The following is a 25,058-nucleotide window of genomic DNA, read 5'->3' as shown; positions in this document are numbered from 1 at the left end:
CCTTACCTCATCAAAAATTCTAATAATTCCTTTCTACCATCTTCTATGGCTTCATCGTAATTTTTTCCATTATAAACTACTTCAGAGGTTATTCGGATTTCTATTTCCTCTGTTTCCTCTTCTGTGATGATTTCCATAACATCTGTAAGCCAGCACAGCCTGAGATCTGAGTGCACCTTCTCTCGGGTGCAGTTGAACTTTGCTGATTCAAATCTGGCGTGTAGTGCTTCAAGGCTGGACATGTCCAGGTGTTTCATTAGGATCTCCTCGAACATTTCGGGTGTTGTTTTGAGTTCCTCTGCCATTGGAAGAACCACATCCTCATGCCACCTGTAACTTCTCACTATTCTCTCTTTCATGACCTTTAAGAGTTTTTCATCCTTATCAAATACATCTTCAGATGGAGAGAATTGATCCTGACTTTGTGAATGATTTTCAAGGTCCTTTGTGTGATCGTTCATGTTAAAACCGTCCTTAATATCCATATTACGGCTGCAACTGCAAATCCTGTAACTGTTTCATATCTTCCATATCCGGGTCTCATTCCAAGGACCATTGCAATTAAAAAAACACCTATTGTAATGGATACGTAGGATGGAACCAGACTTGCCAGGAGCTGGCTGTTAACTGCAAGCACCCATCCTATCACTGCAAGTACCAGAGCCACGACGTCAATTTTCTGAGCCCCAAAGGGTGACTTGTATTTTTTGTAGCTTAACACAAGACCAGCAACTGATCCCATTACGAATGAAATTAAATATACAAGATAAATTATTTGATCCATGTTTTATCACCGTTTATGCAGGCCTGTAAAGGTATATGAAGGAACATATAAAACCTATGAGAACTATGACCATGGCCCAGGTTTCTGCATTCTCTGAGAAATGGTTTGCATTCTTTTTGTATTGAATTGCCGTTAGTATGAGTATCAGGAACACTGCAATGGTCAGTGGTATGACAACCATCCACTGAAGGAATGCAGCAAGCCCACTGGCAAGTACAGCTCCAAAAACTGCCAGAGCCATGAAAAATATGGTGTCTTTTTCTTGTTCTTCCATTTTGAATTCCTCTTAAATCTTGATGAATTCCCATTTAAGCTTAAATTAAATCCATTGTTAATATTTTCTTTAGTTTCTTTTAATAGTAATTTTTTAATAATGAATCTCTTTTTCATGAGCAAATTAATTCTTAAATATTTTTTAATCTTTTAATTTTTAATATTTTAATAATTAAAGTACTGGCATGAGCAGTAGGGATCCAACGATTCCAATGAATGCCAGGGACACCTGGAGCATGACTGAATGGTTTGGATTAAGAAGTGGTGTGGTTGCACATATGAATGCTGTTACCACCGTCAGGATGATCATTCCAACCAGGTAACCAAGTATTCCAAGCGGGCCAATGAAAACCGTAAGGAATATCCAGAGGAGCATGTACCATGCTATTGACTCGGATATCATGAGGTAACCCCTTAAGAGTCCAAAGTGTTCTGTTTCGTAGCCGGAAATTATGTCCTTTCCCTTGGTTATTGCAAATGGGGAGTAGGGTGCCTTGGATAGTATCAGTACAAAGAACATCATCGCAACAAGTGGCAGACTGTAAAGCAGTGGTCCGTGGATTGATTGATAAGATATAATCTCGTTGATTCCCATGGTACCTGTTTTCAGGTAGATGAGGATTATAACTGCAAATAGGGGTACTTCGGCTGCTGCTGAGAAAACTGCTCTCACACAGCTGACTTTACCGTAGGGTGAACCTGATGAGGATCCTGCGTTGTGCTCAACGATCTTGTGGATTGCGTAGATCGCAAAGATTATGAGGAGTGAACCTCCCATGACAGGACCCACTATGATTGCTGCAATCCATATTAGAGATAGCATTGCTGTTATTGCAATGTAAAATGGCATTGCTGCTGTTCGGGGAAATGCTGATTCCTTTATGAAAAATTTTATGGTGTGAAGAAGGTGCTGGATGATGGGTGGTCCTGGTCTCATCTGGATCCTTGCCATTATCTTTCTTTGAAGTCCAAAGAGCAGGCTTCCCACCAGAAATGCGATAAGAACGTTTAACAGGATTTTTGCCATTAATGTATTCATGTGATCACCGATTAAATTTAAATATTGATTCTGTTGATTTTAGGTTCATTTGAATCCCCACATTAGTATCCAATAAATGGCTCCTTTCTTTTATCTTCTTCCTCTTCTTTACTGCCCCTTGCCATGGCTAAAAGCCCGAAGGACAGTATTCCGGTTGGTAGGAATATGAGTGAAATTCCATACACCATCCAGTCGGGTATGTTGAATATAAGGGCATAGATTATGGCCCCTACAGAAATTATAAACATAAACCAGCTTATTATCTTCAATTGGTCCATTTAATTCACCTGAATTTTTTATGGGGTTTTATATCCTTGAAAATCGTACCCCACCTTTAAGAAATCTTATATTTATTGTTTTCCCAGTTTTAAACATATAGATCATATTTTGAATCATTAGAATGGTTTGTTTATGATTAACATTATTTCAATGGCTCTAACAATTACAAGCAGTGAACTCAAGTGTATTATGAGCAGGAATGGTGAACCTGGGGTTCTGAACATCTCTGCCTTGGTTGCAAAAAATGGTGCAACTCCACTCTCACCTGCAACTCCCAGGAATACCAGTATGGATCCTAGAAGCATCATGGGTGTTGTTGAGGGAAGTTGTGCAATTTGAAGCAGGCTTATGGTTCCTGTTGAGGCAAGTACCAGTGCTGCACCTCCAAATAAAGGTAATGATGCCATCATTGCTATAAGTCCGTACTGGTAGGCTGCATCCAGTACATCCACCTGTTTAACAGCTGCAACTATACCTATGTTCACGATACCTATGAGACATATGAACAGTGTGAAATCGAATAAATCTCCTGTTATCATTGCCCCTGCAGTTGCAAGTCCGCAGACAATTGCAAGGAACCTTCTTATCTTGAATTCTGCCCTGCCAACCCTGACTTCCTTGTCCTTGAGGGATCCGAATTCAGCTTCAACCTGGGCTTCTGTTTTGCTGATTGCAATGAGGAATGTGAATGCCAGTGCTGCTGCAAACATGAAGAGGTTGAATGGGGTCATGTAGAGTACGATGTCCCCAAGTGGTATGTAACCCAGTAGGTGTGCTCCAAGTATTGATACGTCCATTTTATTTTACTCCTTTTTGAATTCTTCTCTGCCTAAAACACCAATGAGTCCTGCTTTGAATGTGACTTTTATGAATATTCCAAAGGCTGCAAGGAAGAGTGCCAGTAACCAGTACTGTGGGAACACGAAGAACACCATGAATCCTGCAAGCCAGAAACACCATGCTATACCTGAGGCTCCTGCTATTCCTTCCCACATACCTGAGGGAACTCCTCTAACTGTCCTTGAAAGTACGTAGAATAATATTCCAGCACCTGCAACTGCTCCTCCTGTAAATCCACTCATGAAGGCTCCCTGCGCAATGAGGATGACTGAAATAAAGACAGGTGCTGTGTGAAGCACTTCCATGTCCATTTTCATTGGTAACGGTATTAATGGAACATGTTTTCCTTCTTTGGTTCCGTTCTTCCTCATTTCCCTGCTCATGAGAACCTCGCTTATTGCAAGTATTTCTGCAAGTTCAACAACCAGTCCAGGAAGTATGAGAGACTCTGCAAGGTCAGTTCCAACTGCAGCGACTATTACCAGCATTGCTATGCCCACAAGATCCGTTAATATTAATATGTGGAGATCATTTTTCTCAAAGGATATTCCAAGAAGACCTATGAGACCAGCAACTATACCGACTATTACTGCAGGCGTGTAGAGTGCAACCACAACTGGAGATACAACATCGGGAACTATCAATCCTCTTCCCTCCTCATTGTGAAGTTTATTGCAACCCATGAAGCTATGGTGAATGCCATCATGAGTATGGTTGACTCAAGTACCGTGTCGAAACCACGTGTGTAGTATAATATCTCATCTATGAGTCCACCAGGGGATGAATAGATGGATGTACCGTAGTAGAGTGTTGTGTTTTTAACACCTATTGCAATTGGGGAGAGGTAAGCTGTTACCTGACCTATTTCAGGTGAAAACATTGGGTACTGAGCCTTCACAGTTCCCCTCTCCTGAAGGGGACTGCCTCCTCTGTCGTAGGGTGCCAGTGGGTTTTGTGCATTTATCTGTGATTGAGGTGTTGGTTTTGGATACAACTGATGATCGTTGAGTGAAAGTGGTATCACAAATCCTGCAAGAAGTACAACGCTGAGAATAACTGCAAAAACCCTTGGAATACTTTTTGGGTTTGCAAGGGAATTCCACATTTGTGCTAGGTTCTTCAAAGTTCTGCCCCCATTTCTTCAAGTCTTACAACAGCCCTCAAAAGAACCATGGTTATTAAAACCGTTGCTGCAACGTAGGTTACAAGGGCGATTGTATCGTTGTAGGTTAAAAAGATCATTGAAACACCCACTGCAGGTATTTCTGTGTTTATAACCCTTACTATTGGATCCTTAACTCCAGGGCCAATCACCGTGGCTATACAACCAATTATCACAAGGGCACATCCTGTGTAGAACCATATGTAAATATCAAGCAACTGCCCCTTCCTCCTGGGATTTTTTTCTTCTTATGTCATTTATTTTTATGATTGCCATAAGCAGGATGACAGTTGAAATTGGATCAAATACTGCAGCAACCATTGCAACGTCGAGATACTTTGCAGCCACAACCATTCCAATAAAACCGCCTTCAAGGACTGCTAGCATTATAACCTTATCAATAGGTTTTGGGAGCATTATCAGACCTGCAGCACCTATTAGAGCTACTGCCGCAGACACTGTTGTTAAATTTATGAGATCTAAGATTGGATACATCATCTCACCGTTTCTTTTGGGTTTTGTTATTTACATGTTTTATTTAATGTGTAATTCATGTGTTTTCAATACTAAGTAGTTCTCAATATGAATTCAATGAACTTGGTATTTTGAAGAAATCATGATTCTTTTTGCGATTTTTTTTGTTTCGGATAGTTTTTACTCATAAAGGATTATTTCTACTTACAAATGATTTTTGCTTCAAGATCGCAATTCTCAACTACCTTTTGTCAGATTAACCCTCAGATAGCCAATTCAAAGATTGAATTTCAAACCAACAGCTCACTCCTTTATGATCTCCTCTTTCACCCTTCCAATTGAGTAAGCTATTGCGTTTGAGCTTAAAGTAGAGGTTATAAAGAACGTTATTGCCATTATAGCACCGAAAGGTGTCTGAATGTAGAGAGCTATCATTGCAGACAGTGCAAAACCTATGACGTTTAGGTAAAGCATTCTCTCAGATCTGTCCCTTGCAAAAAGGGTTCTTAAAGCCATCACCACTATTATGATGCCCAGGATCTCCATCAACATTATTATCGTACCTTTTAGATTTGTTTACACAATTTTTAGGATTTTGAATGATTTTTAAGATTCCATGATTTTATAAAAAAATCTATTTTTATAAAGTTCTTTATGAAGTTTGAATTTTTTAAACTTTAAATCGAATCTCAAGTTACACATTTAGGTTAACTTAGTGTGTCTTCCCATTTTCTCTGCAATTTTCCCAATAAGCCTTGAAGCATGAGTGTGGCTGATTCCCTGAATCGTGATGATTGCAAGTACCATTCCAACAATGAACTCTGCAGGTGTGAGGCCTATAAAGGATGTTGCAGCTATTATGCAGGTCATGGTAAGGGCGCCTGTTGTGCCGGCATATCCCTGGTCTGCACAGAGCCTGTTACCAAAGTAAACAAGAGTTGCAGCTATTAATCCACCTTCAGGTATTCCTATTGCGTAGCATCCAATTGCTGCAAGAAGTGTTCCTGCGGATGCATCAGGTGAACAGAGTATGTTTCCCTGGAAGAATCCTCCTGCAAGGTCTCCTCCCCGGGATTGTACGTCTCTTCCTATGACTTCTGCACCCTTTACACCGGGGGCTTCAGGAAGTCCCATCCATGTGTCTATGAGCACGAAGTTGATCCAGGATATGACTGCTGCAATCAGAATTCCCAGTATCTCGTTCAATTTGATTCCTCCACTTTGGGTCTTGGAACAATTTTTTCAAGAAAGAATTTTGAGAAGAGTGCTGTCAACACCCCAACTATGACTCCTATGATCATTCCATTGGTCCCTTCATAACCAAGGCCAAATACCATGGCTGTAAAGCCCACGGCAAGTACTGCCGTTGGAAATATAACGCTGATCGTCCAGGACTGCCTCATTGGTCTTTCAGGAAGTAAAGGCATTCTCAAAATCAATCCTACAATTATTGCAGATATTATGGCAAGTATGTAACTCATCATCGTATACACAACATTAACATGAATAATCATGATAAAAGGGTACATCAACACAATATATAAATGTTTTTACTTAGCCCCTGTTAACAGAAATATGTTTAATTGTACAAAGTAATTAAAGCTTGTTTCAAAAAACGAAACTTAACGGAGTTAATTAATATTTCAGCAGAATAAACCCATGAATATTAAAAAAAATGGACATTATAATAAATATAAAATGTTGGTAAGTAATACATAGAATAAAAAACCATTAAAGTCCTAAAAATAATTTTAAAGTTTAAATAATCCTAAAAAACTGATTCAATTGAATTTTAAACTGTTAATTGAATTTATGAAAAAAATAAGGAAAAAATTAGTTAAAGGAAAGAATTTTTCATACAAAAATTAGCAAGGAAAATGGAGAGAACAATCCTATGAACAAAAAATTATTATAATGAACAAAAATTGAACAATGAACAAAAAATTAACGATAGTTACTGTCTCATTTTAAAAACAATCATTATGATCTAAACTGTTTCAACGTGGTCACAATAGATTTTATTGTATAAATAAGTCAGGTTGTAGAAAGAATTTTTATTTTTAAATTTATTTTTAAATAATCTCATTGTAAAAGATTATAAGACAAGATGTACTAGTTATGTAATAGTTACATAAAATATACTACTTATTTTGATTGTAAGACAAGGTGTTAACATACATGAAACTTGATAAAACCATTTCAACAATCTTAGTTATCTTGATTATTCTGGGGGTTTCTGCAGTTGTTTACATAGTGGTTAACCCTCAACCCAATGAAAAATTCACAGAACTTTACATCCTTGGTGAAAATGGAAAGGCAGGAAATTATCCCATTAACATGAGCGCCGGTGAAACAGGTAACGTAACCATGGGTATTGTGAACCATGAATACATGGAAACTTCCTACAATCTCATTGTAAAATCTGGTAACAACACCATCTACCATAGATCCAATCTAACACTTCCAAGTAATGGAAAAATAGAGATTCCTGTTGAATTTAACCTTACAAAAAGGGGTAACAACACAGTTGAATTCCTGCTTTACAAGCTCCCAGAGGAAAGTAAGGTTTACAGGTCAGTTTACTTAACTGTGAACGTTTCCTGATCCAAAAATCGTTAACTGGACGTATTATGTCTAAGTTTTATTTTTTTCATTTTTTTTCAAGCCATAAATATTTTTGAAGATGTCTGATACCTCAAAATCTGAATCATTTGGTAAAAAAATTGTTTTAAAATATATTAGGTTGCACAATCATTATTAGTTACAAAATTAAAAACTATTTAAGATTTAAACTTAAAACCCATTCATGACTATAATAATCTTTTATTAATTGAATAGCATCCCTGAATAATTAAATCCCTTGAGAATAATTTAGGGAAGTAATTAAATGTTAAATCAATTATAAAGAGTTAGGATCTAAGAATTAAAGGATGTAATAATTAAGAGTTGATAACTCCAATTCCAAAATAATTCCAGATATAATGAGACTTGTTAATATTAAAAAAGTCTATGCTGAAATAATCACTGAAATAATCAATATGAAATCATTGAAATAAACTTCAATAAGTTGGAGAAAATTATAATGAAGGACAAGAAGGTAGTTGTAACCGGTGGTCTTGGTTTTATTGGATCACACATCACAGAATCTTTGATTGAGGAAAATGAAGTCACAATAATAGATGACATGTCAACAGGAAAATTTGAGAACATTGCACACCTTCCTCAAGAAAATATTGACGTAATAAAGGGAAGCATAACTGAACTGAATCTCAAGGCAATATTTGACGATAAAGATTATGTTTTCCATGAAGCTGCCATGGCGAGTGTGCCTGAGAGTGTTGAACTCCCTGAAGAGTACAACAACATCAACGTAGGAGGAACCTTGAAGGTGCTTCTAGCTGCCAGGGATACAGATGTTGAGAAGGTGGTTATGGCATCTTCTTCAGCTGTTTACGGTGAAACAGAGAAACTCCCAATATCTGAGGATGATCCAATCGATCCAATGTCACCCTACGCAGTTACCAAGGCAACTGATGAACTGTACTGCAACGCCTTCAGGGAAGTTTACGGCCTTGAGACTGCAGCACTTCGTTACTTCAATGTTTTCGGTCCCAGACAGGACATCAACTCCCAGTACGCAGCTGTCATACCTAACTTCATACATGCCATACTTCACGATGAAAAACCTGTTATATACGGTGATGGGGAGCAGACACGAGACTTCATCTACGTGAAACACGTTGTGGATGCCAACATCCATGTATGTGAATCCAGTGCAGCCGGAATCTTCAACATAGCTCTGGGAAGGAGTACCAGTATAAACACGCTTGTTAAAATTATAAATGAGGTTCTTGGAAAGGATGTTGAACCCCTTTATGAAGATCCAAGGCAGGGTGATATAAAACATTCCTTTGCAGATGTTTCAAGGGCCAGATCCATTGGATTTCATCCTGAGGATGATTTCAAAGCTGAACTCGGTGAAACTGTTAAATGGTTTACTGGTGAAAATTGAACCAAACCTTAATATCCATTTAAAACAAGGTTCCTAAGTAATTTCTACTTTTATAAAAAATAAAATTATAAATTTTATAATTTTTTGAAAATTTATTTAAATTTAATAGTATGCCTCAAAAAAGGAATATACATCTTAAATGATAAAAAAAAGAATTTAAGTTTATATATTTATAAAAGTTTCAATCTTATAAAGGTGTCAATCGATGAATACAGTGCAGAGAATAGCCAAAAACACTGGTGTGATGTTTTTATCCCAGATCCTTACGTATGTACTGGGCTTTTTCATCACCATGTACACTGGCCAGTACTTGGGAGCTAATGGCTTTGGTATTATTTCCCTGGCTCTATCCATAACTGCCATCTTTGGAGTTTTTGTTGATATGGGCCTCAGCACCCTGATGATCAGAGAAACTGCCCGAAATAAATCGTTATCAAATAAATATATTGTTAATCTTGCTTTGATGAAAGTTCCCCTTTCAATCTTAACCTTTGGATCCATAGCCCTGCTTGTTTACTGTTTCCATTACAGTCCCATGGTGGCTAATGTTATTTATATAATCACGTTATCTGTAATATTGAATTCATTCAGCGGAATTTTAGCTGCAATCTTTCAGTCCCATGAAAAAATGGAGTATCTCTCTGTAAACAACATACTGAACAGCATCCTGATATTTGCAGGCGTTCTCATAGGAATTCGTTACAACTTCAGTGTCACATTCTTTGCTTTGGTTTACGTAATTGCAAATGCACTGAGTTTAATTTACGTTGGCTCTGTGTACATATGGAAATTTTCAATGCCTAAATTTGAAATTGACTTGAGTTTTTGGAAACCTACCATAAAAGAAGCCTGGTCCTTTGGGTTAATAGGATTGAGTGGAAACCTGTACACATACATTGATTCAATAATGCTATCAGTATTCCAGGGAACTGAAGTTGTGGGTCTCTACAGTGCAGCTTACAGACTAATGCTTGTTACCCTTTTCATTCCAACAACAATAAACACAGCTGTATTCCCAGTTATGTCCCGTTTTTACAACTCTTCAAGGGAATCCCTGAATCTGATGTATGAGAGGTACTTCAAGTACATGATCATCGTTGGAATTCCAATGGGAGTTGGAACAACCATTTTAGCAAAGAGTATCATACTGCTGATCTTCAAAAGTGGATATATAGAATCAGTTGGTGCCCTGCAAATATTGATATGGACCATGGTATTTACCTTTATAGGTGCATCATTCGTGCAGCTGTTACAATCTATAAATAAACAGTTGATTATAACTAAAATTTCAATAATTTGTGTAATAATTAATATATTGCTAAATTTAGTATTGATACCACGTTACAGCTTTATTGGAGCCAGTATTGCAACACTGTTAACTGAAGTTATCCTGGTATCATATATAATATCCACAAGCTACAAACTGGGATATAAAATTGAACACAAGATAGTTCTAAAGGATTTGGCAAGGGTTATAGTTGCAAGTACAGTCATGAGCATCTTCCTTCTCCACTTCCACTATTTGAATCTATTCCTACTCATCGTCCTGGGTATTTTAGTATACTTTGCAGCACTTTACATCGTTGGGGGCATCGATGATGTGGACAGGGACTTGATAAAACAGACACTAAAAAGATAGGAAAATTTAAAGAAAAATTTCGAAAACCTGACTGAAAACCTAAAGGATCACAAGTACAGGGTAACAGGGAAAGTAAAAAAGAATAAAAGGGGAAGTAAAAAAAAGGAATATTTAACGGTATAATAATATGATTTCCATAGTCTGTGTATACAACAACGAAGAAGTTTTGAATGATTTCCTGATCAAAAGCTTAAAGAATCAATCAGTGAATTATGAACTGATCTTGATGGATAACACAACCGGAAACTTTTCATCAGCTGCATCTGCCCTTAATAAAGGTGGAAAGAAAGCAAAAGGGAAGTATATAATGTTTGTACACCAGGACATTGATCTTGAATCAAGTGAATGGCTTGAAGACACTGAAAAAACCCTGGATTCTCTGGAAAACCTTGGTATTGCAGGGGTTGCAGGCATAGCCAAGTGGGATGAAGATGTGACCAGTAACATCACCCATGACATTCCACCTGAAAGAGTATCTGAAAGGGTTATCAACTCTCCAGTGGAAGTGCAAACCCTTGATGAATGTCTTTTTATCATTCCACGGAGTGTATTTGAAATTCTCAAATTTGATGAGGCAGTTTGTGACGACTGGCATTTATACAGTGTTGATTACAGCCTGAGCATTAAAAAGAGGGGTTACAATGTTTATGTTATTCCATCCAACCTTTACCACAGATCCCCTGGAGATTCACTTTCAGATAAATATGAGATAAGCTTGAAAAAACTTTTAAAGAAGCATAGAAATAATTATAATGCTATTTTCACAACAATGGGGAAATGGGTAACCATCTATCCTTTGAATGTTCAGGCAAGATTACCCTGGCTCAAAGATAAAACCATGAAATTGTACAAGAGGATTGAAAAGTAGGCAGTTCCAATTCTTTGAAAAAATCTTCAAAAAAGGCATGTACAAACAAGATAAAAACCAGATAAACTTCAACACCTGATGCGGTGGAAAAAAATATGAACGGTACTGTTTCAATTATAATAATCAACTGGAATGGCTGGAAGGATACAATAGAATGCTTAGAATCTCTTTATCGTATCGAATATCATGATTACAATGTGATATTAATAGATAATGATTCAAAGGATGAATCTTTGAGTAAAATAGAATTGTACTGTGAGGGTAAGATCCCTGTTGAGTCCAAATTCTTCAGATACAGCAGTGCCAACAAACCCGTAACCATTAAAAGTTACACCAACAAGGAAATAAGCTCTGAAAAAACAGCTCCTAAAACATTCAATGCTCATGGTGATGTTTCTGGAAAGTCAAGTCATTCAGAAGAGGATGATCTTAACCTTCCACCTAACAGAAGGTTGATACTAATAAAAAACGATGAAAATTATGGATTTGCTGAAGGAAACAACATAGGTATTAGGTACGCTATTGAAACTTTAAAATCAGATTACGTTCTCCTTTTGAACAACGACACCGTTGTTGATCCATTATTCCTGAAGAGATTAATGGAAAAAATATCGGAAGAACCATCAATAGGTTTTGTGGGTCCTAAAACATATTTCTATGATTTTGAGAGTAAAGATAATGTTTTAACATTTGCTGGAGGATCTTTAAATCTTAATAAGGGGATGTCACAGTCTACAGGCTTTGGAGAAGTGGATCATGGACAGTACGATGAGATTAAAACTGTTGAATATGTGGAGGGTTCCTGTATCTTAACAAAAAGGGAAGTGCTGGAAAAAATCGGGTTTCTCGATCCAAAGTACTTCGCTTACTGGGAAGAAACAGATTTATGTATAAGGGGTAAAAATGAAGGTTACAGTTCTGTTTTTGTTCCAGAAGCTGTGATATGGCATAAAGTTTCTTCATCAGTCCCCAATCCAACCATGATCTATTACATGAACAGGAACATGTTCTGGTTCATGAAGAAATACGCAAAAAGAAAGGAGTTCCTATCCTTCATACTGTACTTCTTCTGCTACAAGTTCTGGAATATGAACTTCAGATATTTCTACAACAGCATTTATAAAATGGAATTTAACGATAACAAAGCGTTTATAAGAGGCGTGAAGGATGGTTTATTCCATTGAGGGATTCAAATATTGAATCGGGTCACTCTGGAATTACAACCTTCACATCAAATGTAAGAGAATTTCTATTAGGAGTAACTCTATAAGAGGAATAGTTTCTGTTAATCTTAAATTGAGTTAATTAATATTGTTGAGTTATTAATAAAGAATGATCTAAACAAAAAATACCTGAAAAATAGATTTAAGTTATAAAAACACTGCAATACAGATTCTTAATGTTAATTGAAGGATCTAATTAAAAAAAGGGAAAAATAAACATGATCCATGTCAACTTCATCACAACGTGGAATATAAAATGTGGAATAGCAACCTACTCCAATTTCTTGGTTGATGAACTGCAAAATTTCAAGGATCTTGAAATTGAAGTGCTTCCCATTACCCAACAGAATTCAAAAAGTCCCATTCCATTTCTTAAAATGGTTCAAAGCACTGGCAGATCTGAAATAACACATATACAGTATCAGCCAGGACTTTTCGGATTCGTACCATACATACCAAGGTTCATAAACTGGTTCATAAATTATATACCCCTCATGATGTTCCTTTTGAAGTTCTGGAAAAGGAATAAAGTTGTTCTAACTGTGCATGAATTCGTTATTGAATCCATTATGGACAGGTTAACCCTCAAGTTCCTCAATCTTTCAGACAGGATCATCGTCCACAACAGGGAGATGGCAGAGTTCATGATAAAAAATGGAAGTCCAGCTGAAAAATTTGTTCTGATGCCCCATGGAACTCCTGAAGGAATTTTTTTAGATAAAGAAGATGTTAAAAGGAAACTTGGCCTGTCCAACAAGAAGGTTTTAACCATATTCGGTTTTGTTCATAAAAATAAGGGGCACGATATGGTTATTGAAATTTTAAATTCACTTGACGAAGATACTGTACTTCTTGTGGCTGGAGAAGCAAGGATAGCTGAACATAAAGAGTACTACAATTTTTTAAAGCATAGAACATCCGAACTCGGTCTTGACAACCGTGTGATATTCCTTGATTATATAAAAGATGAAGACCTTCCAGTGGTGTTTAATGCAACTGACATTGCTCTTTTCCCCTACAAATGGATAATCACTTCAGGTTCTTTCCATATGACCTTGAGTTACAACATCCCCACAATAGCATCTGATCTGGATTATTTCAGGGACATGAAAGAAAGATACGAATGTTTGGAACTTTTTGATACAGGTAACAAAGAGGATTTACTGGAAAAAATAAAGGATTTATTAAATAACAGAACCAAACAGGAACATCTGAAGATGAACTGTAGAAAGTTCTACAAAGAAACCAGCTGGAAAGCTGTTGCAGAAAAAACTGCAGAGATATATTCAGATTTGGTTTGAATAATTTTAACTTTGTGATAAATGATTGGCTTTGAAAGAATTTTAAGGTGAATAAAGTTTTAAATCATTGAAGTTCGAAATAATTTTAAAAATTGATAAAAAAACTGTTAAACGTTTTGGGGTCAGGTCTAAAAAGTTACATCTAAGGTTACATCTAAAATATTTATTGGGTTTAAATTTAAAAAGTTTACATTTAAAAAAGTATATCAATCGTGATTTTGATTCTTTAAAGAGGAATAAAATGCAAGATTACAATCAAATGAAAATAGCAGTGTTCCATAATTTACCTTCAGGTGGGGCTAAAAGGGCCCTATATGGATACGTTGATTACCTTACAAGAAATGGACATGTTGTGGATGTTTTTGTGCCTTCAACTGCAAATGAGGATTATCTGCCACTTGAAAATGTTGCATCCAGTGTAACTGTGTTCCCCATAAAAAAGAGTTTCTTTGGATCCAAACTATCCAATCTCCGTTATCTTCTATGGGTTAAATCTTCTCCAAACGATCATGAAAAAACACAGATGGAAATTGCAGAACATATCAACAACCGGGATTATGATGTGGTTTTCAGTGAACAGGACATGTACACCCTTTCACCCTACTTCCTGAAGTACATTAAAAAACCTGCTGTTTACTACTGTCCTCAACCCTCAAGGTACCACGATGCCATACTGAAGGTTGTGGAAAAAAGGGCGGGGAATAAGCAAAAAGGATTGAAGAATCTGATTGAAAAGGTGAAGCACTGGTACGCAGTTGAACTTGAGACCAAAATTGATGCATACAATGCTTCATTTTCAAATTACATCCTTTCAAATTCCTATTTTTCACGGGAATCCCTCCTTAGAAACTACGGTCTTGACTCCTTTGTTTCATACCTTGGAGTGGATACCAAACTTTTTAAACCACTGAATCTATCCCAGAAGGAATCTAAAGGTGAGGAACCTGATAAGAATTTTGTAATTTCTGTTGGAACATGTAAACCCGCAAAAGGCTATGATTTTCTAATTAAATCTTTGGGGCTTGTTAAACCCGAGATCCGACCTAAACTGGTTATAGTCTCCAATGCATCTGACACTCAATGGATCAATTATCTTAAGGATCTGGCCTTACAATCATCAGTTGAACTTGAGATAAAGGACATGATCGATGACAAGGAACTGGTAGAACTTTACAACCAAGCTAAACTTGCACTGTACGCTCCACACCTGGAACCATTTGGTTTAGTTCCACTGGAAGCTATGGCATGCGGTACTCCAGTTGTTGGTATAAAAGAGGGTGGAGTGAGGGAAAGCGTTATCCACAACAAAACAGGGCTGCTGACTGAAAGGGATGAACTAGACTTTGCCAGGGCAACCACTGAACTTCTCTTAAACCATGGAAAGAGGGAAGAGATGGGTAAAAATGGGATTGAACTGGTTCAAAATTTTTGGACACTGGATCATGCTGGAAAACGCCTTGAAAGGCACTTGAAAGATGCTTTAAAAAGATATGGGTAAGGGATCAATGAGTAGTAATATTAAGGATTTGATGATTCGGAGATGTTTTTAGTGGATTTTAGTGATGATTTGCCTAGTGTTGCTGTTATTATTTTGAACTGGAATGGTTGGGAGGATACAGTTGAATGCCTGGAATCCCTGTACCAGATAAACTATCCCAACTACCAGGTTATACTCGTAGACAACGCATCCCAGGATAACTCAATCCAAAAAATAAAAGAATACTGCCAAGGAAACCTAAAACCCCAATCCCCATTCTACACCTACAACACCAAAAACAAACCCCTAAAAACCACACAACAAACAGAACAAGAAGTGAAGTCATTTACGGGTAAATTCAAGGATTCACAAACCAACCAGAGTTTAATATTGATAGAAAATTTTGAGAACTATGGATTTGCAGGTGGAAACAACATAGGAATAAGATTTGCACTTGAAAAACTCCAAGTCGATTACGTGCTTCTTTTAAACAATGACACTGTGGTGGATAAAAATTTCATCACCGAACTGGTGAATGTATCAGAAAAGGAAGTTAAAATTGGAATTGTAGGTTCGAAGTTATTAAATGCCTACAACACTGATGTAATAGATTCTGCAGGCCACATAATCAAATGGGGAAGAGTTGTGGACAGGGGCCATGGGGAAATTGATAAAGGTCAGTATGACAGTGACGATGATGTTACTGGTGCCATGGCTGCCGCAGCACTCTACAAAACCCGTATGCTTAAAGAGATAGGTATCCTCGATGAAAGTTTCATCACCCTTGGGGAAGATGCAGAACTATCTCTTAGAGCCCGTAAACATGGATGGAAAGCCAAATTTGCTCCAAAATCAGTAGTGTACCATAAAAGAGGTAAATCCATAACCCGGAAAGATGTTATAAATAGGATGACCATACTCAGTACCAAAAACACAACGGAAAATGTTTTAAGGTACGCAACTGCATGGGAAAAGATTCTTTACAGCTTCATCCTTATAAAAGAAGGTTCTTTTGTTGTGATTGGAAGTTTATTAGGACGTAACAGTATGAAAGCCCGTGATTACAGTAAGCTAATCATTAATTCATACACAAGAATCATTTTAAGTTTGTTTAAATCTGTTTAAGCTATAAAATGTTTAGACTGCTAAAATGTTTAGACTATTAAGATGAACTATTAAAATAAAATTTGGATTAAGATAATAAAATTAAGATAATATTTTTTTCAGTCCATAAGAATCGATTATAAAAATTGGTAATTATAAAAAAAAGTTTGGAGGATGTTTTTAGTGGATTTTAGTGATGATTTGCCTAGTGTTGCTGTTATTATTTTGAACTGGAATGGTTGGGAGGATACAGTTGAATGCCTGGAATCCCTGTACCAGATAAACTATCCCAACTACCAGGTTATACTCGTAGACAACGCATCCCAGGATAACTCAATCCAAAAAATAAAAGAATACTGCCAAGGAAACCTAAAACCCCAATCCACATTCTACACCTACAACACCAAAAACAAACCCATAAAAACCACACAAAAAACAGAACAAGAAACTGAAATGTTCAAAGGAGATTCTGAAGAAGAGATACCCTTTGGTGCAGGTTTGATGATCATTGAAAACAGCGAAAATCGAGGATTTGCTGAAGGAAACAACGTAGGAATAAGATTTGCATTGAAAGCCTTTGATCAGGATTATACTCTGCTTTTAAACAACGATACAGTTGTTGATGAAAATTTTCTCACGGAACTTGTTGATGCGGCTGAAGCTGATCCTAAGATAGGTGTTCTAGGCTCTAAGATTTACTACTACGATGCAAATGGACAAAACGATGTTGTCTCAAACGTTGGAGGAATCGTTGATCTTTCTAATTACCCAGGTTACTACGATCTATCTGAGAGGAATCCTGCTGAGAGTTATGAAGGTGTTCTGGAGTGTGACTGGGTTTCAGGGGCATGTTTTTTGATGAAAACCCGGGATGTACCCATAAAATTGTTGAACAAAGAACTTTTCTTTGGGATGGAGGATATTGATCTTTGTATTAAACTTAAAAAACAGGGTTACAAGATAGTTTCGAATCTGAACTCTAAGATATGGCATAAAACCAGTGTATCTCGTAAAAAAAAGAATCTCATCAGGAGAACCTTCTCTGAAATCAACACATCTCTTAAGTTCCTTAAAACACATCAAAAAAGTTATTATAAGTATGTTCCACGTTACATAGTTCAAATATTAAAGATCAACCTTGTACTTTTAATAAAAAAGATGATGAGATAAGGCAGATGAAATTATTTCGTTATTTAAAGAAGTTTTATTTAAAGAAGTTAAGTTAGTTAATAATTAGTTAAAGGATTAATTTGGTGAAGAACTAATTTAACGAAGAATTAAAGATCTTACTTAGAAGGAAGATGCATCCGTTACTTATTGATGCATTCTTTAGGTTAATGGGATTTTCAAGTTAATTGGATGAAAGTTTCATCGATTCTCAAGGTGATCCAATGCCCTCTGAAATCCTTCTAACATTTTTTTGTAGGTAAAATCTTTTTCTATTAGCTCTTTTGAATTATATCCCATTCTTTTCTCAAGTGCATCATCGGAGAGAACAGCTTCAATTGCCCTGTAAAGTGCTTCAGAATTTCTTTCAGGTACAACAAACCCATTTTTTCCATCTTCAATCATGAAAGTTGTTCCAACAGCATCACTGGTTATAACCGGTTTTCCAAAGGTCATAGCCTCATTAACAACAAGAGGACATGCATCTGCAAAGTAGGTTGTAATTGAAGGCAGTACAAAAACATTTGAAAGAAGGTAATATGCTCCCAGAAGTTCATTGTCAATACTTCCTGTGAAGTACACCTTTTCCTGAATTCCAAGTTCTTCAGAAAGTTTTTCAAGCTTTTCCTTGCATTCCCCTTCACCCACGATTAATAGAACTGCTTCTTCAATATCCTCTGAAAGCTGGGCGAATGCTTCAATCAAGTAGTTCACACCCTTAAGATCTATTAAACGACCCACATAGAGGATCACCTTTTTACCTTCAAATCCAAACTCCCCTTCAAGTTCATCTCTGTTTGTGTAATCCTCTTCCCTTACTGTGATATTGCTTACATTGGGCATTATAAAAATGTTTTCAGGTTCAACACCTAGAGAAATGAAAAAATCTCTGTGCTTTGAACCTGGAACGAGAATTGCATCGGCATTTCTACCAAAAAAACCTGCTAATACCTTGACAAATTTTCTTTTAAGGGAGTTAACATTCCAATCCCAATCTTCCCTCCACAGTATGAAGGGTTTTCTTTTAATTTTTACAATCAGGAAATGTAACATTGTCTCTAATGAATCACCAAGTGTATCCCAACTTCCTCCGACAAAGACATCATAGTTTCCCATGGTTTTTCGAAGGGCTCCCCATGAGATTCCCATGAAGTTCTTTTTAACTGTGTAATTAACCCCTTCAAGTCCCTCAATTACAGGGGAGAGATCTGTATCATAGGTGATGTTGTAACGTTCAACATTGTTGAAAACAAATTCAACATCATGAATTTTACTTAATCCTTTAAAAAATGGTTTCCTATACCACATTGCAGTGTGGTGGACAAAAAGGATCTTCTTTTTATCTTTTAAAGCCATATCTGACTTCCCCCATTATCGTAGATCCTGTACTTGCCCTTGAATAAATGGGAGTAGATGTACATGTTATGAACAGAAATATCATCATACACATCATAGGTTTGATTATATTTAACGTTGACATTACCTAAGTAGATGTAACCTGATTTCTTTGTTTTATTCAATGCAAAGAATGAAGTATCCCATGTGAAGAAGGATTGCTTGTAACTTGGATTGGAACCATACACCAGTTCAAATCTTGAGGATTCATGCCCATCTGAGTAAACAGTTAATCCATTTACCTTGTTGTTGTTCAGCCAGCTCACAGAGGTTAATTCACTGTCATATAAATATGTTTCTCCTCTTACTGTTCCATTGGCATCATAATCAGGTGAATAGGGTGTGCCATAGAAATGGTACTGCATGTAGGTGGCACATGAGAAAATTGATATCAGGAGCACCAAAATTATTAAAACATCCCATTTTGGTTTTTTAATGATCTTCGACAGGGTCATTGCACCAATAACAAATAATGGCGCTACAAATATCAACACCTGGAAGAAAAGCCTTGCTGCATCGTATGCAATGGATATGTAGGGTAATGCAACGAACAAGACCAGTAAAATTATGGATACACATACTCCCATTAAATATTCTGCATCCATTTTTTCCCTGAATTTTCTGTATTTAAACGCAACGGTTGCAAATCCCAGCATGATCGTTGCAAATATCGCATCATGAACTATCACACTTATGGTATTTGGAACTGACTTAAGGACTATCCCTAAAATTCCCAGTACATAAGCACCCCTTGAAGATGCTAAAGAGTTAGCTGCTCCAGAACCTGAACCTGCAGACGCAGCTGCTGCTGTAGCTGCTGCTGTAGTTCCAATGACCTGTGCACCTGCTGTGAACTGAACCTTTGCAAATAGTAGGTACCATGCAACTATGAATATCAGGGAGATGAGTATCAGATCGAAGTTGGTCGTTACAAGCTTCCTCTCTTTAACCAGGCCCCTTAAAAAGGGAACTACTAATATCGTGGCCATTATTATAAATGCCACGTATGATGTTGTGTAGTGTGAAACCACCAGTGAAAACATGAATAATAGGAACAAGACCTTTTTAGTCAGTGTATTTTCCAATTCTGGATCAAATATTACCATGACAGCCAGGAAGAAGAATAGAATTCCTATTTCCTGCCTGGATGCCCCTAACATGTAGATGAAGAATATCTGGAACGTGAAGAGTAAAGCTGCAAAAAACGCATATTTTTTGCCTATATACTTTTTTGAAACCACATACACAATCAAAGGTGTGAGGGATCCCAGGATACTGAAGAAAAGTTTGAATACATATTCTCCACCCATATTTGAGAGTACATGGTACACAACTGGCAGTATGTTAACACTCAAGCAAGCGTTGTAGGGATTGTAGTAGTCATGGATGTTCCAATGTAAATTGGCAAGTGTAAGCTGATAGCAGTAGAACTCACTGTGAACATCCCTTCCCATTACATGAGCAGAGGTTAAACCATGCATCAAAAGCAGACTTAAACCTATTAACCAAACTGCAATGGGGTAGGTTGCAGGGTGAATTTTATCCCTCAGGTAAACAACTGCAATCAGATAAAGTGGTATCAAAAACAACATCAACATCAATAAAATGTTGTTTTGAGTGGTGTTCATCAGGTAAGTTCCAAGAACTGCAAGTAAAGGAAACAGAACTGGAAATATAATTGGAGCAGTTAACTTATCACCAATTTTGAAGTTCAAATTGAAGAAGTTAACCATGAATGTATCTTTATTCTTTAGATAAGCTGATAAAGCCATGGCTATAACCAATATATTTAAGGAAACCAATACCGGCCCCAAGGATAATGGTTTAATTAAGAATGGGTAAAGACTGTTTAAGATGAGGCCCATGAATATCAATATGGAAACACTCAATCCAATGGATATCAAAATCTTCTTCAGGAATTCCAGATTATCCTTTCCCAATAGTTGGAGTATCAAAATTCCAGGAACAACCGTGAAGAACAGGAAGGATGTTATCTCCCTTAAAAATGGGATGTTTAATATTATAGTTATGTCTGTAATTAATAACATTGAAATTATTATTAGCAAGTAGTTCCTTGCTTTACTCGTTACTGCACTGAAAAATTCCATTTATAACCCCTAACCTATCGTTATACAAATATTCAACATAGTACCTTGTAAGATTACCCAATACTCATTATAATATTTATTCATTGACTAATATGAAAGAAGATTATTTAGTTAATCTAATTTAATTAATCTAAAATGAGAATCAACTCATTAATTTGTATTACAACACTTCATTATAAACCTTTTCCATGAGCTCTGCAACACCCTTCCATGTGTATTTGTCCACAACGAGTTTCCTACCGTTTTCACCCATCTTCTTCTGCACATCCCCACTTCTCAGTATCTGAAGCAGGGCATCTGCAAGGGCAGGAACATCCTTTGGTTCAACGATTATCCCTGAACTGGAAGCTTTAACATCCTCTGCAACACCAACAATCTCCGTGCTTACAACAGGTGTTTTGCATGCCATGGCCTCAAGAGCAACTATTCCAAAGCCTTCCTGAAGGGAGGAGATGGATGGCAGTACAAAAACATTGGCTGCATTGTAAAATTCAACTATGCTTTCATCTGGAATGAACCCACAGAATTCAATGTTGTCCTCAAGATCCATTGAAGCTGCCTGGGCTTTGTACTGATCCATTAGAACGCCCTTACCCCCAACTAAAAGTTTAACATCAGGAATTTCTTTTTTAACTATGACAAGGGCTTTTAATAGATAGTCAAGTCCCTTGTACCTGTGAAATTCATCAAGAAGGCTTAAGAAGAATATTGTGTTCTCCTGCTTGTGTCCTGTTAATGGTTTGAACCTTTCAACATCAACACCGTTGGGTATGACTTCAATTTTTTCCCTGTAAGGTTTGAGATGTGCTGAGGATTCTACGTAACTGGGCTGGGTTATTATGATTTTATCTGCCTGTTTTAAAATTGATTTGAGGCAGGTTGAATTGTAAAAATTTGCTATTTTTCCTGCAAATCCTTCTCCAATGATATCGTTGTGGTAGGTTACGATCAATGGTTTTCCACGGGTTTTGGATATGATTGAACTCCAGTCTGCACTCCATGGGGTTGGAATATGGGTGTGGATGATGTCAAAATCTTCACGCAGCAGTGTGAATGGGAGTCCTGGAGTAACGTTGGTGTTAGCAATTTTACCGAGGTATGAAAGTCTTTTAACGTTAATTCCATTGATTTCATTGTTCTCTGAATCGGGCTCATTTGCACATGCAACCGTTACCTGGTGTCCGAGTTTCACAAGTTCCTTTGAGAGGTAGTGCACGTAGTTTTCAACACCACCTATGAATGGATAAAATCTGACTGGAGTCTGGATTATCTTCATGGAATCACTTATTTTTCATTTAATCAGTAAAAATTATTGGATTTATTTTGAATTGTGCCTCTTTTATGTACTTTTTTAATTAAACATGCATCAACTTCTAAGTAATCATTCAGTAATGACTTGGGACGTGTAAACCTCTTCCAGTTTCTGGACTATTCCATCCCAGTCATAACGCTTTGCAGAGGTTATGCATGCATCACTCATGGTTTCATGGTTGTCAATTCCCATTATTATCTTTTCAGCCATGTCCTTTGAATCCTTTGCTATGAAACCGTTCACATTCTCGTCTATGAGGTCGCGTGCGGCATTCATCTCATGTTCATACACAACAACAGGAAGTCCACATGCATTTGCTTCTACAACCACCATCCCAAATCCTTCACGTTTAGATGGGAGAACAAAAACTTTGGATGATTTCATGAGGGATATGAGGTTTTTATGATCCTCAAGAAATCCCATGAATTTTATGTTATCCTTTAAATTCTTCTTCAGGACGATTTTTTCCAGTTTTTCCCGTTCTGGACCTTCACCAATGATGAGGCACTTGACTTCAGGCATTCTGGACCTTACTGTTTCAATGGATTCCAGGAGGAGTTCAAGGTTTTTCTCCTTTATGAGCCTTCCTGCATATATAACATCAGAGTTACGTATGGGCTGAGTCTTAATACCAGGATTTTTTACTTCTACAGATTCAATTTCTTTGAAGTCTATGCCGTTGGGTATGACTATGGATTTAACACCACTAATATCTTCCAGATCCCTCATGGTCTTCTTGGAAACTGTTATGGTATGATCCGTGAGTTTGAAGGTTAGTTTTTCAACCATCTTACCGAATACTCCCAGTTTTCCAAGGTATTCATACCAGTAACCACCCCAAACTTCATGGAAGGTTATAACAAGTTTGGACCGGCCTGTGAGTGAATGGAGCTTTGCAGTGAAACATGAAAAGAAGGGGAATCCCTGACAGTCCACAACATCAAAATTTTCCCTCATCAGGGGTCTTAAGAGTTTTATGGCAAAATATATGGCTTCTTTTATGGATCTCCTATCCGAGGTGTAAAGTTCAACGGGTTTACACACACTGTGGAGGTGTATTCCCTCCAGATCCATGTTTTCGGACATTTTGGAGTTTTCATCCATCCAGAAGCCCATGGTGTACCAGTGCACTTCATGTCCCCTTTCCACGAGTCTTTTAGCAAGTTCGTAAACCCTTCTTTCAGCACCACCCTTAACCCATGGATAAACAGAGTCATATATAAAAGCTATTTTCATTTTGCTGCCTCTAAAACAATTAAAAATTAATGAAAAAAGTAGAATTTCATTTATTGAAGATTTTTAACTGTTTTCATTGGACGTTCTTCTAGGTTCATTCACTTGAGAACTTCCTCTTCAGCATGTACTTGGAATGTCTCCAGCCGTCTTTAAAGGAGTTTAATTTGGCCTGTCCTCCTCCTCTTTTTCTGTAGACTATTGGGACTTCCTTAATTTTAAGGTTTTTAACGGATGCTTCAATGACCATTTCAATTGCAAATTCCATTCCTGGAGATTTCAGATCCATCTTTTTGAGTGCTTCCCTTGTGAAGGCCCTCATTCCACAGTGCGTATCTGAAAAATCTGCTTTGAAGAGTTGGTTCAACATCTTGGTGAGCATTGGGTTTCCAATGTATTTGTGAAGGGCTGGCATTGCTCCGTCCTGTATTTCTCCCTCGAATCTTGAGCCTATAACAAAATCAACCCCTTCATCAGTTATGTACCTGACAAATTCTGGTGTTCTCTCAAGGGGGTAGGTTCCATCTGCATCACCCATGACTATTATGTCACCTTCTGCTTCCCTAAAACCACGCAGGTAAGCATTTCCATAGCCCCTGTTGGACTCGTAAATAACTCTGGCTCCTGCTTCCTCTGCTTCCTGTGCAGTGTTGTCTGTGGATGCATTGTTAACAACGATTATTTCTGTTTCAAATCCCATATCATTCAGTTGTTTTAATGGGACTGATTTAACTGTTTTCCCGACGATTCCCTCTTCATTGAGGGCTGGAATTACAATAGAAATCTTCATAAAATCACTTCATTTTTTATAAGCCGTTACATGGCATTGAATTTTTTTTAATATAATTCATTTTTTAGTATAATTCAGGTTTAGATTGATGCGTAAATTATTCATTTACGTTTATTGAACGAACTCTTGGATTTTTGTGGTTCATTTCTTGAGTTTGGTTCGTTCTGTTTTTAAGGGTTTTCCATTAAATCATATGTATTGAATTTCATTAATAAAGTTTTATTTAAATGGGATATCATTCTTATGCATGTTCTATAAATACTTTGAAGGTTTATCTGAAACCCCATCTTGAGAATAAGATGTATGAAACAACCATTAATATAATTGCAAGGATAACAGCAGTGGTTGCCATTCCCTTGTCTGTTCCGAAGATTATGGGTATTGGCCCTATCATAATCACTCCTCCAGTTTTAACCTCTCCTGTTTCACCGGACTTTGAAGTGATCTGCAGAGCTGTTCCAATGAAAATTAGAATCATTCCAATTAAAAGAACTACGATACCAGTTAAAATGAGTGTATTAGAATTCAACATGGTTTTTCCTGGAGAAATGTTTTTTGGAAAGTTCTAGGATGTATGT

28 protein-coding genes are annotated in these 25,058 nt (G+C 37.0%); 9 read left to right on the top strand and 19 right to left on the bottom strand.

What is annotated here, in order from left to right; translation table 11 throughout:
• Positions 1-2 precede the first annotated feature (2 nt).
• The 13 genes from MCBB_RS04950 to MCBB_RS04890 all read right to left on the bottom strand — a co-directional run bounded on the left by MCBB_RS04950 (position 3) and on the right by MCBB_RS04890 (position 6,332).
• Complete coding sequence (locus tag MCBB_RS04950) at positions 3-461, bottom strand: DUF1959 family protein (protein ID WP_231916412.1); 459 nt, start codon at positions 459-461, stop codon at positions 3-5.
• Positions 458-784 (bottom strand): DUF2104 domain-containing protein, encoded by a 327-nt coding sequence (locus MCBB_RS04945; protein ID WP_071906716.1) that lies wholly within the window; start codon positions 782-784, stop codon positions 458-460. The genes MCBB_RS04950 and MCBB_RS04945 overlap by 4 nt, the downstream gene beginning before the upstream one ends.
• A gap of 13 nt (positions 785-797) precedes the next feature.
• Positions 798-1,058, bottom strand: a complete 261-nt coding sequence (locus MCBB_RS04940) for a hydrogenase (RefSeq protein ID WP_071906715.1) — start codon at positions 1,056-1,058, stop codon at positions 798-800.
• A 171-nt stretch (positions 1,059-1,229) separates the two neighbouring features.
• Complete coding sequence (locus MCBB_RS04935; protein ID WP_071906714.1) at positions 1,230-2,096, bottom strand: respiratory chain complex I subunit 1 family protein; 867 nt, start codon at positions 2,094-2,096, stop codon at positions 1,230-1,232.
• A gap of 62 nt (positions 2,097-2,158) precedes the next feature.
• Complete coding sequence (locus MCBB_RS04930) at positions 2,159-2,374, bottom strand: DUF788 domain-containing protein (protein ID WP_071906713.1); 216 nt, start codon at positions 2,372-2,374, stop codon at positions 2,159-2,161.
• A gap of 117 nt (positions 2,375-2,491) precedes the next feature.
• Positions 2,492-3,172, bottom strand: coding sequence for a hypothetical protein (locus MCBB_RS04925; protein WP_071906712.1), 681 nt, complete (start codon positions 3,170-3,172; stop codon positions 2,492-2,494).
• A 6-nt stretch (positions 3,173-3,178) separates the two neighbouring features.
• Positions 3,179-3,898, bottom strand: coding sequence for an EhaG family protein (locus MCBB_RS04920; RefSeq protein ID WP_071906711.1), 720 nt, complete (start codon positions 3,896-3,898; stop codon positions 3,179-3,181).
• A complete protein-coding gene (locus MCBB_RS04915; RefSeq protein WP_071906710.1) occupies positions 3,856-4,338 on the bottom strand; it encodes an EhaF family protein in 483 nt (160 codons plus the stop codon). Before MCBB_RS04915 ends, MCBB_RS04920 begins: the two co-directional genes overlap by 43 nt.
• Positions 4,335-4,595, bottom strand: a complete 261-nt coding sequence (locus tag MCBB_RS04910) for an EhaE family protein (protein ID WP_071906709.1) — start codon at positions 4,593-4,595, stop codon at positions 4,335-4,337. The genes MCBB_RS04915 and MCBB_RS04910 overlap by 4 nt, the downstream gene beginning before the upstream one ends.
• A complete protein-coding gene (locus tag MCBB_RS04905) occupies positions 4,588-4,872 on the bottom strand; it encodes a DUF2108 domain-containing protein (RefSeq protein WP_071906708.1) in 285 nt (94 codons plus the stop codon). Before MCBB_RS04905 ends, MCBB_RS04910 begins: the two co-directional genes overlap by 8 nt.
• A 282-nt stretch (positions 4,873-5,154) precedes the next feature.
• Entirely contained in the window at positions 5,155-5,403 is a 249-nt protein-coding gene (locus MCBB_RS04900) for a DUF2109 domain-containing protein (protein WP_071906707.1), read from the bottom strand.
• A gap of 150 nt (positions 5,404-5,553) precedes the next feature.
• Entirely contained in the window at positions 5,554-6,057 is a 504-nt protein-coding gene (locus MCBB_RS04895) for a hypothetical protein (protein ID WP_071906706.1), read from the bottom strand.
• Positions 6,054-6,332, bottom strand: a complete 279-nt coding sequence (locus MCBB_RS04890; protein WP_231916411.1) for an energy-converting hydrogenase A subunit A EhaA — start codon at positions 6,330-6,332, stop codon at positions 6,054-6,056. Before MCBB_RS04890 ends, MCBB_RS04895 begins: the two co-directional genes overlap by 4 nt.
• Before the next feature lie 697 nt (positions 6,333-7,029).
• On the opposite strand from MCBB_RS04890, the gene MCBB_RS04885 reads away from it, so the two are divergent.
• The 9 genes from MCBB_RS04885 (at position 7,030) to MCBB_RS04845 (ending at position 17,645) form a co-directional block, all read left to right on the top strand.
• Positions 7,030-7,455 carry a DUF1616 domain-containing protein gene (locus MCBB_RS04885; RefSeq protein WP_071906705.1) on the top strand — a complete coding sequence of 142 codons (426 nt, stop codon included), beginning with the start codon at positions 7,030-7,032 and terminating at the stop codon, positions 7,453-7,455.
• A 478-nt stretch (positions 7,456-7,933) separates the two neighbouring features.
• Complete coding sequence (locus MCBB_RS04880; protein ID WP_071906704.1) at positions 7,934-8,863, top strand: NAD-dependent epimerase/dehydratase family protein; 930 nt, start codon at positions 7,934-7,936, stop codon at positions 8,861-8,863.
• 205 nt (positions 8,864-9,068) lie between these two features.
• The gene (locus MCBB_RS04875; protein ID WP_071906703.1) at positions 9,069-10,502 is read left to right on the top strand and encodes a flippase; all 1,434 of its coding nucleotides are present in this window, start codon (positions 9,069-9,071) and stop codon (positions 10,500-10,502) included.
• A 127-nt stretch (positions 10,503-10,629) separates the two neighbouring features.
• On the top strand, positions 10,630-11,370 hold the full coding sequence (locus tag MCBB_RS04870; protein WP_071906702.1) for a glycosyltransferase: 741 nt from the start codon (positions 10,630-10,632) through the stop codon (positions 11,368-11,370).
• Between the two features lie 95 nt (positions 11,371-11,465).
• Complete coding sequence (locus MCBB_RS04865; RefSeq protein ID WP_071906701.1) at positions 11,466-12,554, top strand: glycosyltransferase family 2 protein; 1,089 nt, start codon at positions 11,466-11,468, stop codon at positions 12,552-12,554.
• Positions 12,555-12,811: 257 nt separating this feature from the next.
• A complete protein-coding gene (locus tag MCBB_RS04860) occupies positions 12,812-13,894 on the top strand; it encodes a glycosyltransferase (RefSeq protein ID WP_071906700.1) in 1,083 nt (360 codons plus the stop codon).
• Positions 13,895-14,135: 241 nt separating this feature from the next.
• Positions 14,136-15,392: a glycosyltransferase family 4 protein gene (locus MCBB_RS04855; protein WP_084789789.1), complete on the top strand. Its 1,257-nt coding sequence runs from the start codon at positions 14,136-14,138 to the stop codon at positions 15,390-15,392.
• Between the two features lie 51 nt (positions 15,393-15,443).
• Positions 15,444-16,496, top strand: a complete 1,053-nt coding sequence (locus MCBB_RS04850; protein WP_071906699.1) for a glycosyltransferase family 2 protein — start codon at positions 15,444-15,446, stop codon at positions 16,494-16,496.
• 162 nt (positions 16,497-16,658) lie between these two features.
• On the top strand, positions 16,659-17,645 hold the full coding sequence (locus MCBB_RS04845; RefSeq protein WP_084789787.1) for a glycosyltransferase family 2 protein: 987 nt from the start codon (positions 16,659-16,661) through the stop codon (positions 17,643-17,645).
• Between the two features lie 198 nt (positions 17,646-17,843).
• Here MCBB_RS04845 and MCBB_RS04840 read toward each other — a convergent pair whose 3' ends face one another.
• From MCBB_RS04840 to MCBB_RS04815, 6 genes are all read right to left on the bottom strand, one after another.
• Positions 17,844-18,998 carry a glycosyltransferase family 4 protein gene (locus MCBB_RS04840; RefSeq protein WP_071906697.1) on the bottom strand — a complete coding sequence of 385 codons (1,155 nt, stop codon included), beginning with the start codon at positions 18,996-18,998 and terminating at the stop codon, positions 17,844-17,846.
• The gene (locus MCBB_RS04835) at positions 18,989-21,145 is read right to left on the bottom strand and encodes a DUF2206 domain-containing protein (protein ID WP_071906696.1); all 2,157 of its coding nucleotides are present in this window, start codon (positions 21,143-21,145) and stop codon (positions 18,989-18,991) included. The genes MCBB_RS04840 and MCBB_RS04835 overlap by 10 nt, the downstream gene beginning before the upstream one ends.
• Positions 21,146-21,305: 160 nt before the next feature.
• The gene (locus MCBB_RS04830) at positions 21,306-22,421 is read right to left on the bottom strand and encodes a glycosyltransferase family 4 protein (protein WP_071906695.1); all 1,116 of its coding nucleotides are present in this window, start codon (positions 22,419-22,421) and stop codon (positions 21,306-21,308) included.
• Between the two features lie 105 nt (positions 22,422-22,526).
• The gene (locus MCBB_RS04825; RefSeq protein WP_071906694.1) at positions 22,527-23,693 is read right to left on the bottom strand and encodes a glycosyltransferase family 4 protein; all 1,167 of its coding nucleotides are present in this window, start codon (positions 23,691-23,693) and stop codon (positions 22,527-22,529) included.
• Between the two features lie 94 nt (positions 23,694-23,787).
• A complete protein-coding gene (locus MCBB_RS04820) occupies positions 23,788-24,480 on the bottom strand; it encodes a glycosyltransferase family 2 protein (protein WP_071906693.1) in 693 nt (230 codons plus the stop codon).
• Between the two features lie 271 nt (positions 24,481-24,751).
• Positions 24,752-25,012 (bottom strand): TIGR00304 family membrane protein, encoded by a 261-nt coding sequence (locus tag MCBB_RS04815; RefSeq protein WP_071906692.1) that lies wholly within the window; start codon positions 25,010-25,012, stop codon positions 24,752-24,754.
• Positions 25,013-25,058 lie beyond the last annotated feature (46 nt).

The sequence above is a fragment of the Methanobacterium congolense genome (assembly GCF_900095295.1).
In the GTDB taxonomy this organism is placed as follows: Archaea; Methanobacteriota; Methanobacteria; order Methanobacteriales; family Methanobacteriaceae; genus Methanobacterium_C; species Methanobacterium_C congolense.
Note: the sequence above shows the minus strand (reverse complement) of the source record. Positions and strands in the feature narration are given on the sequence as shown.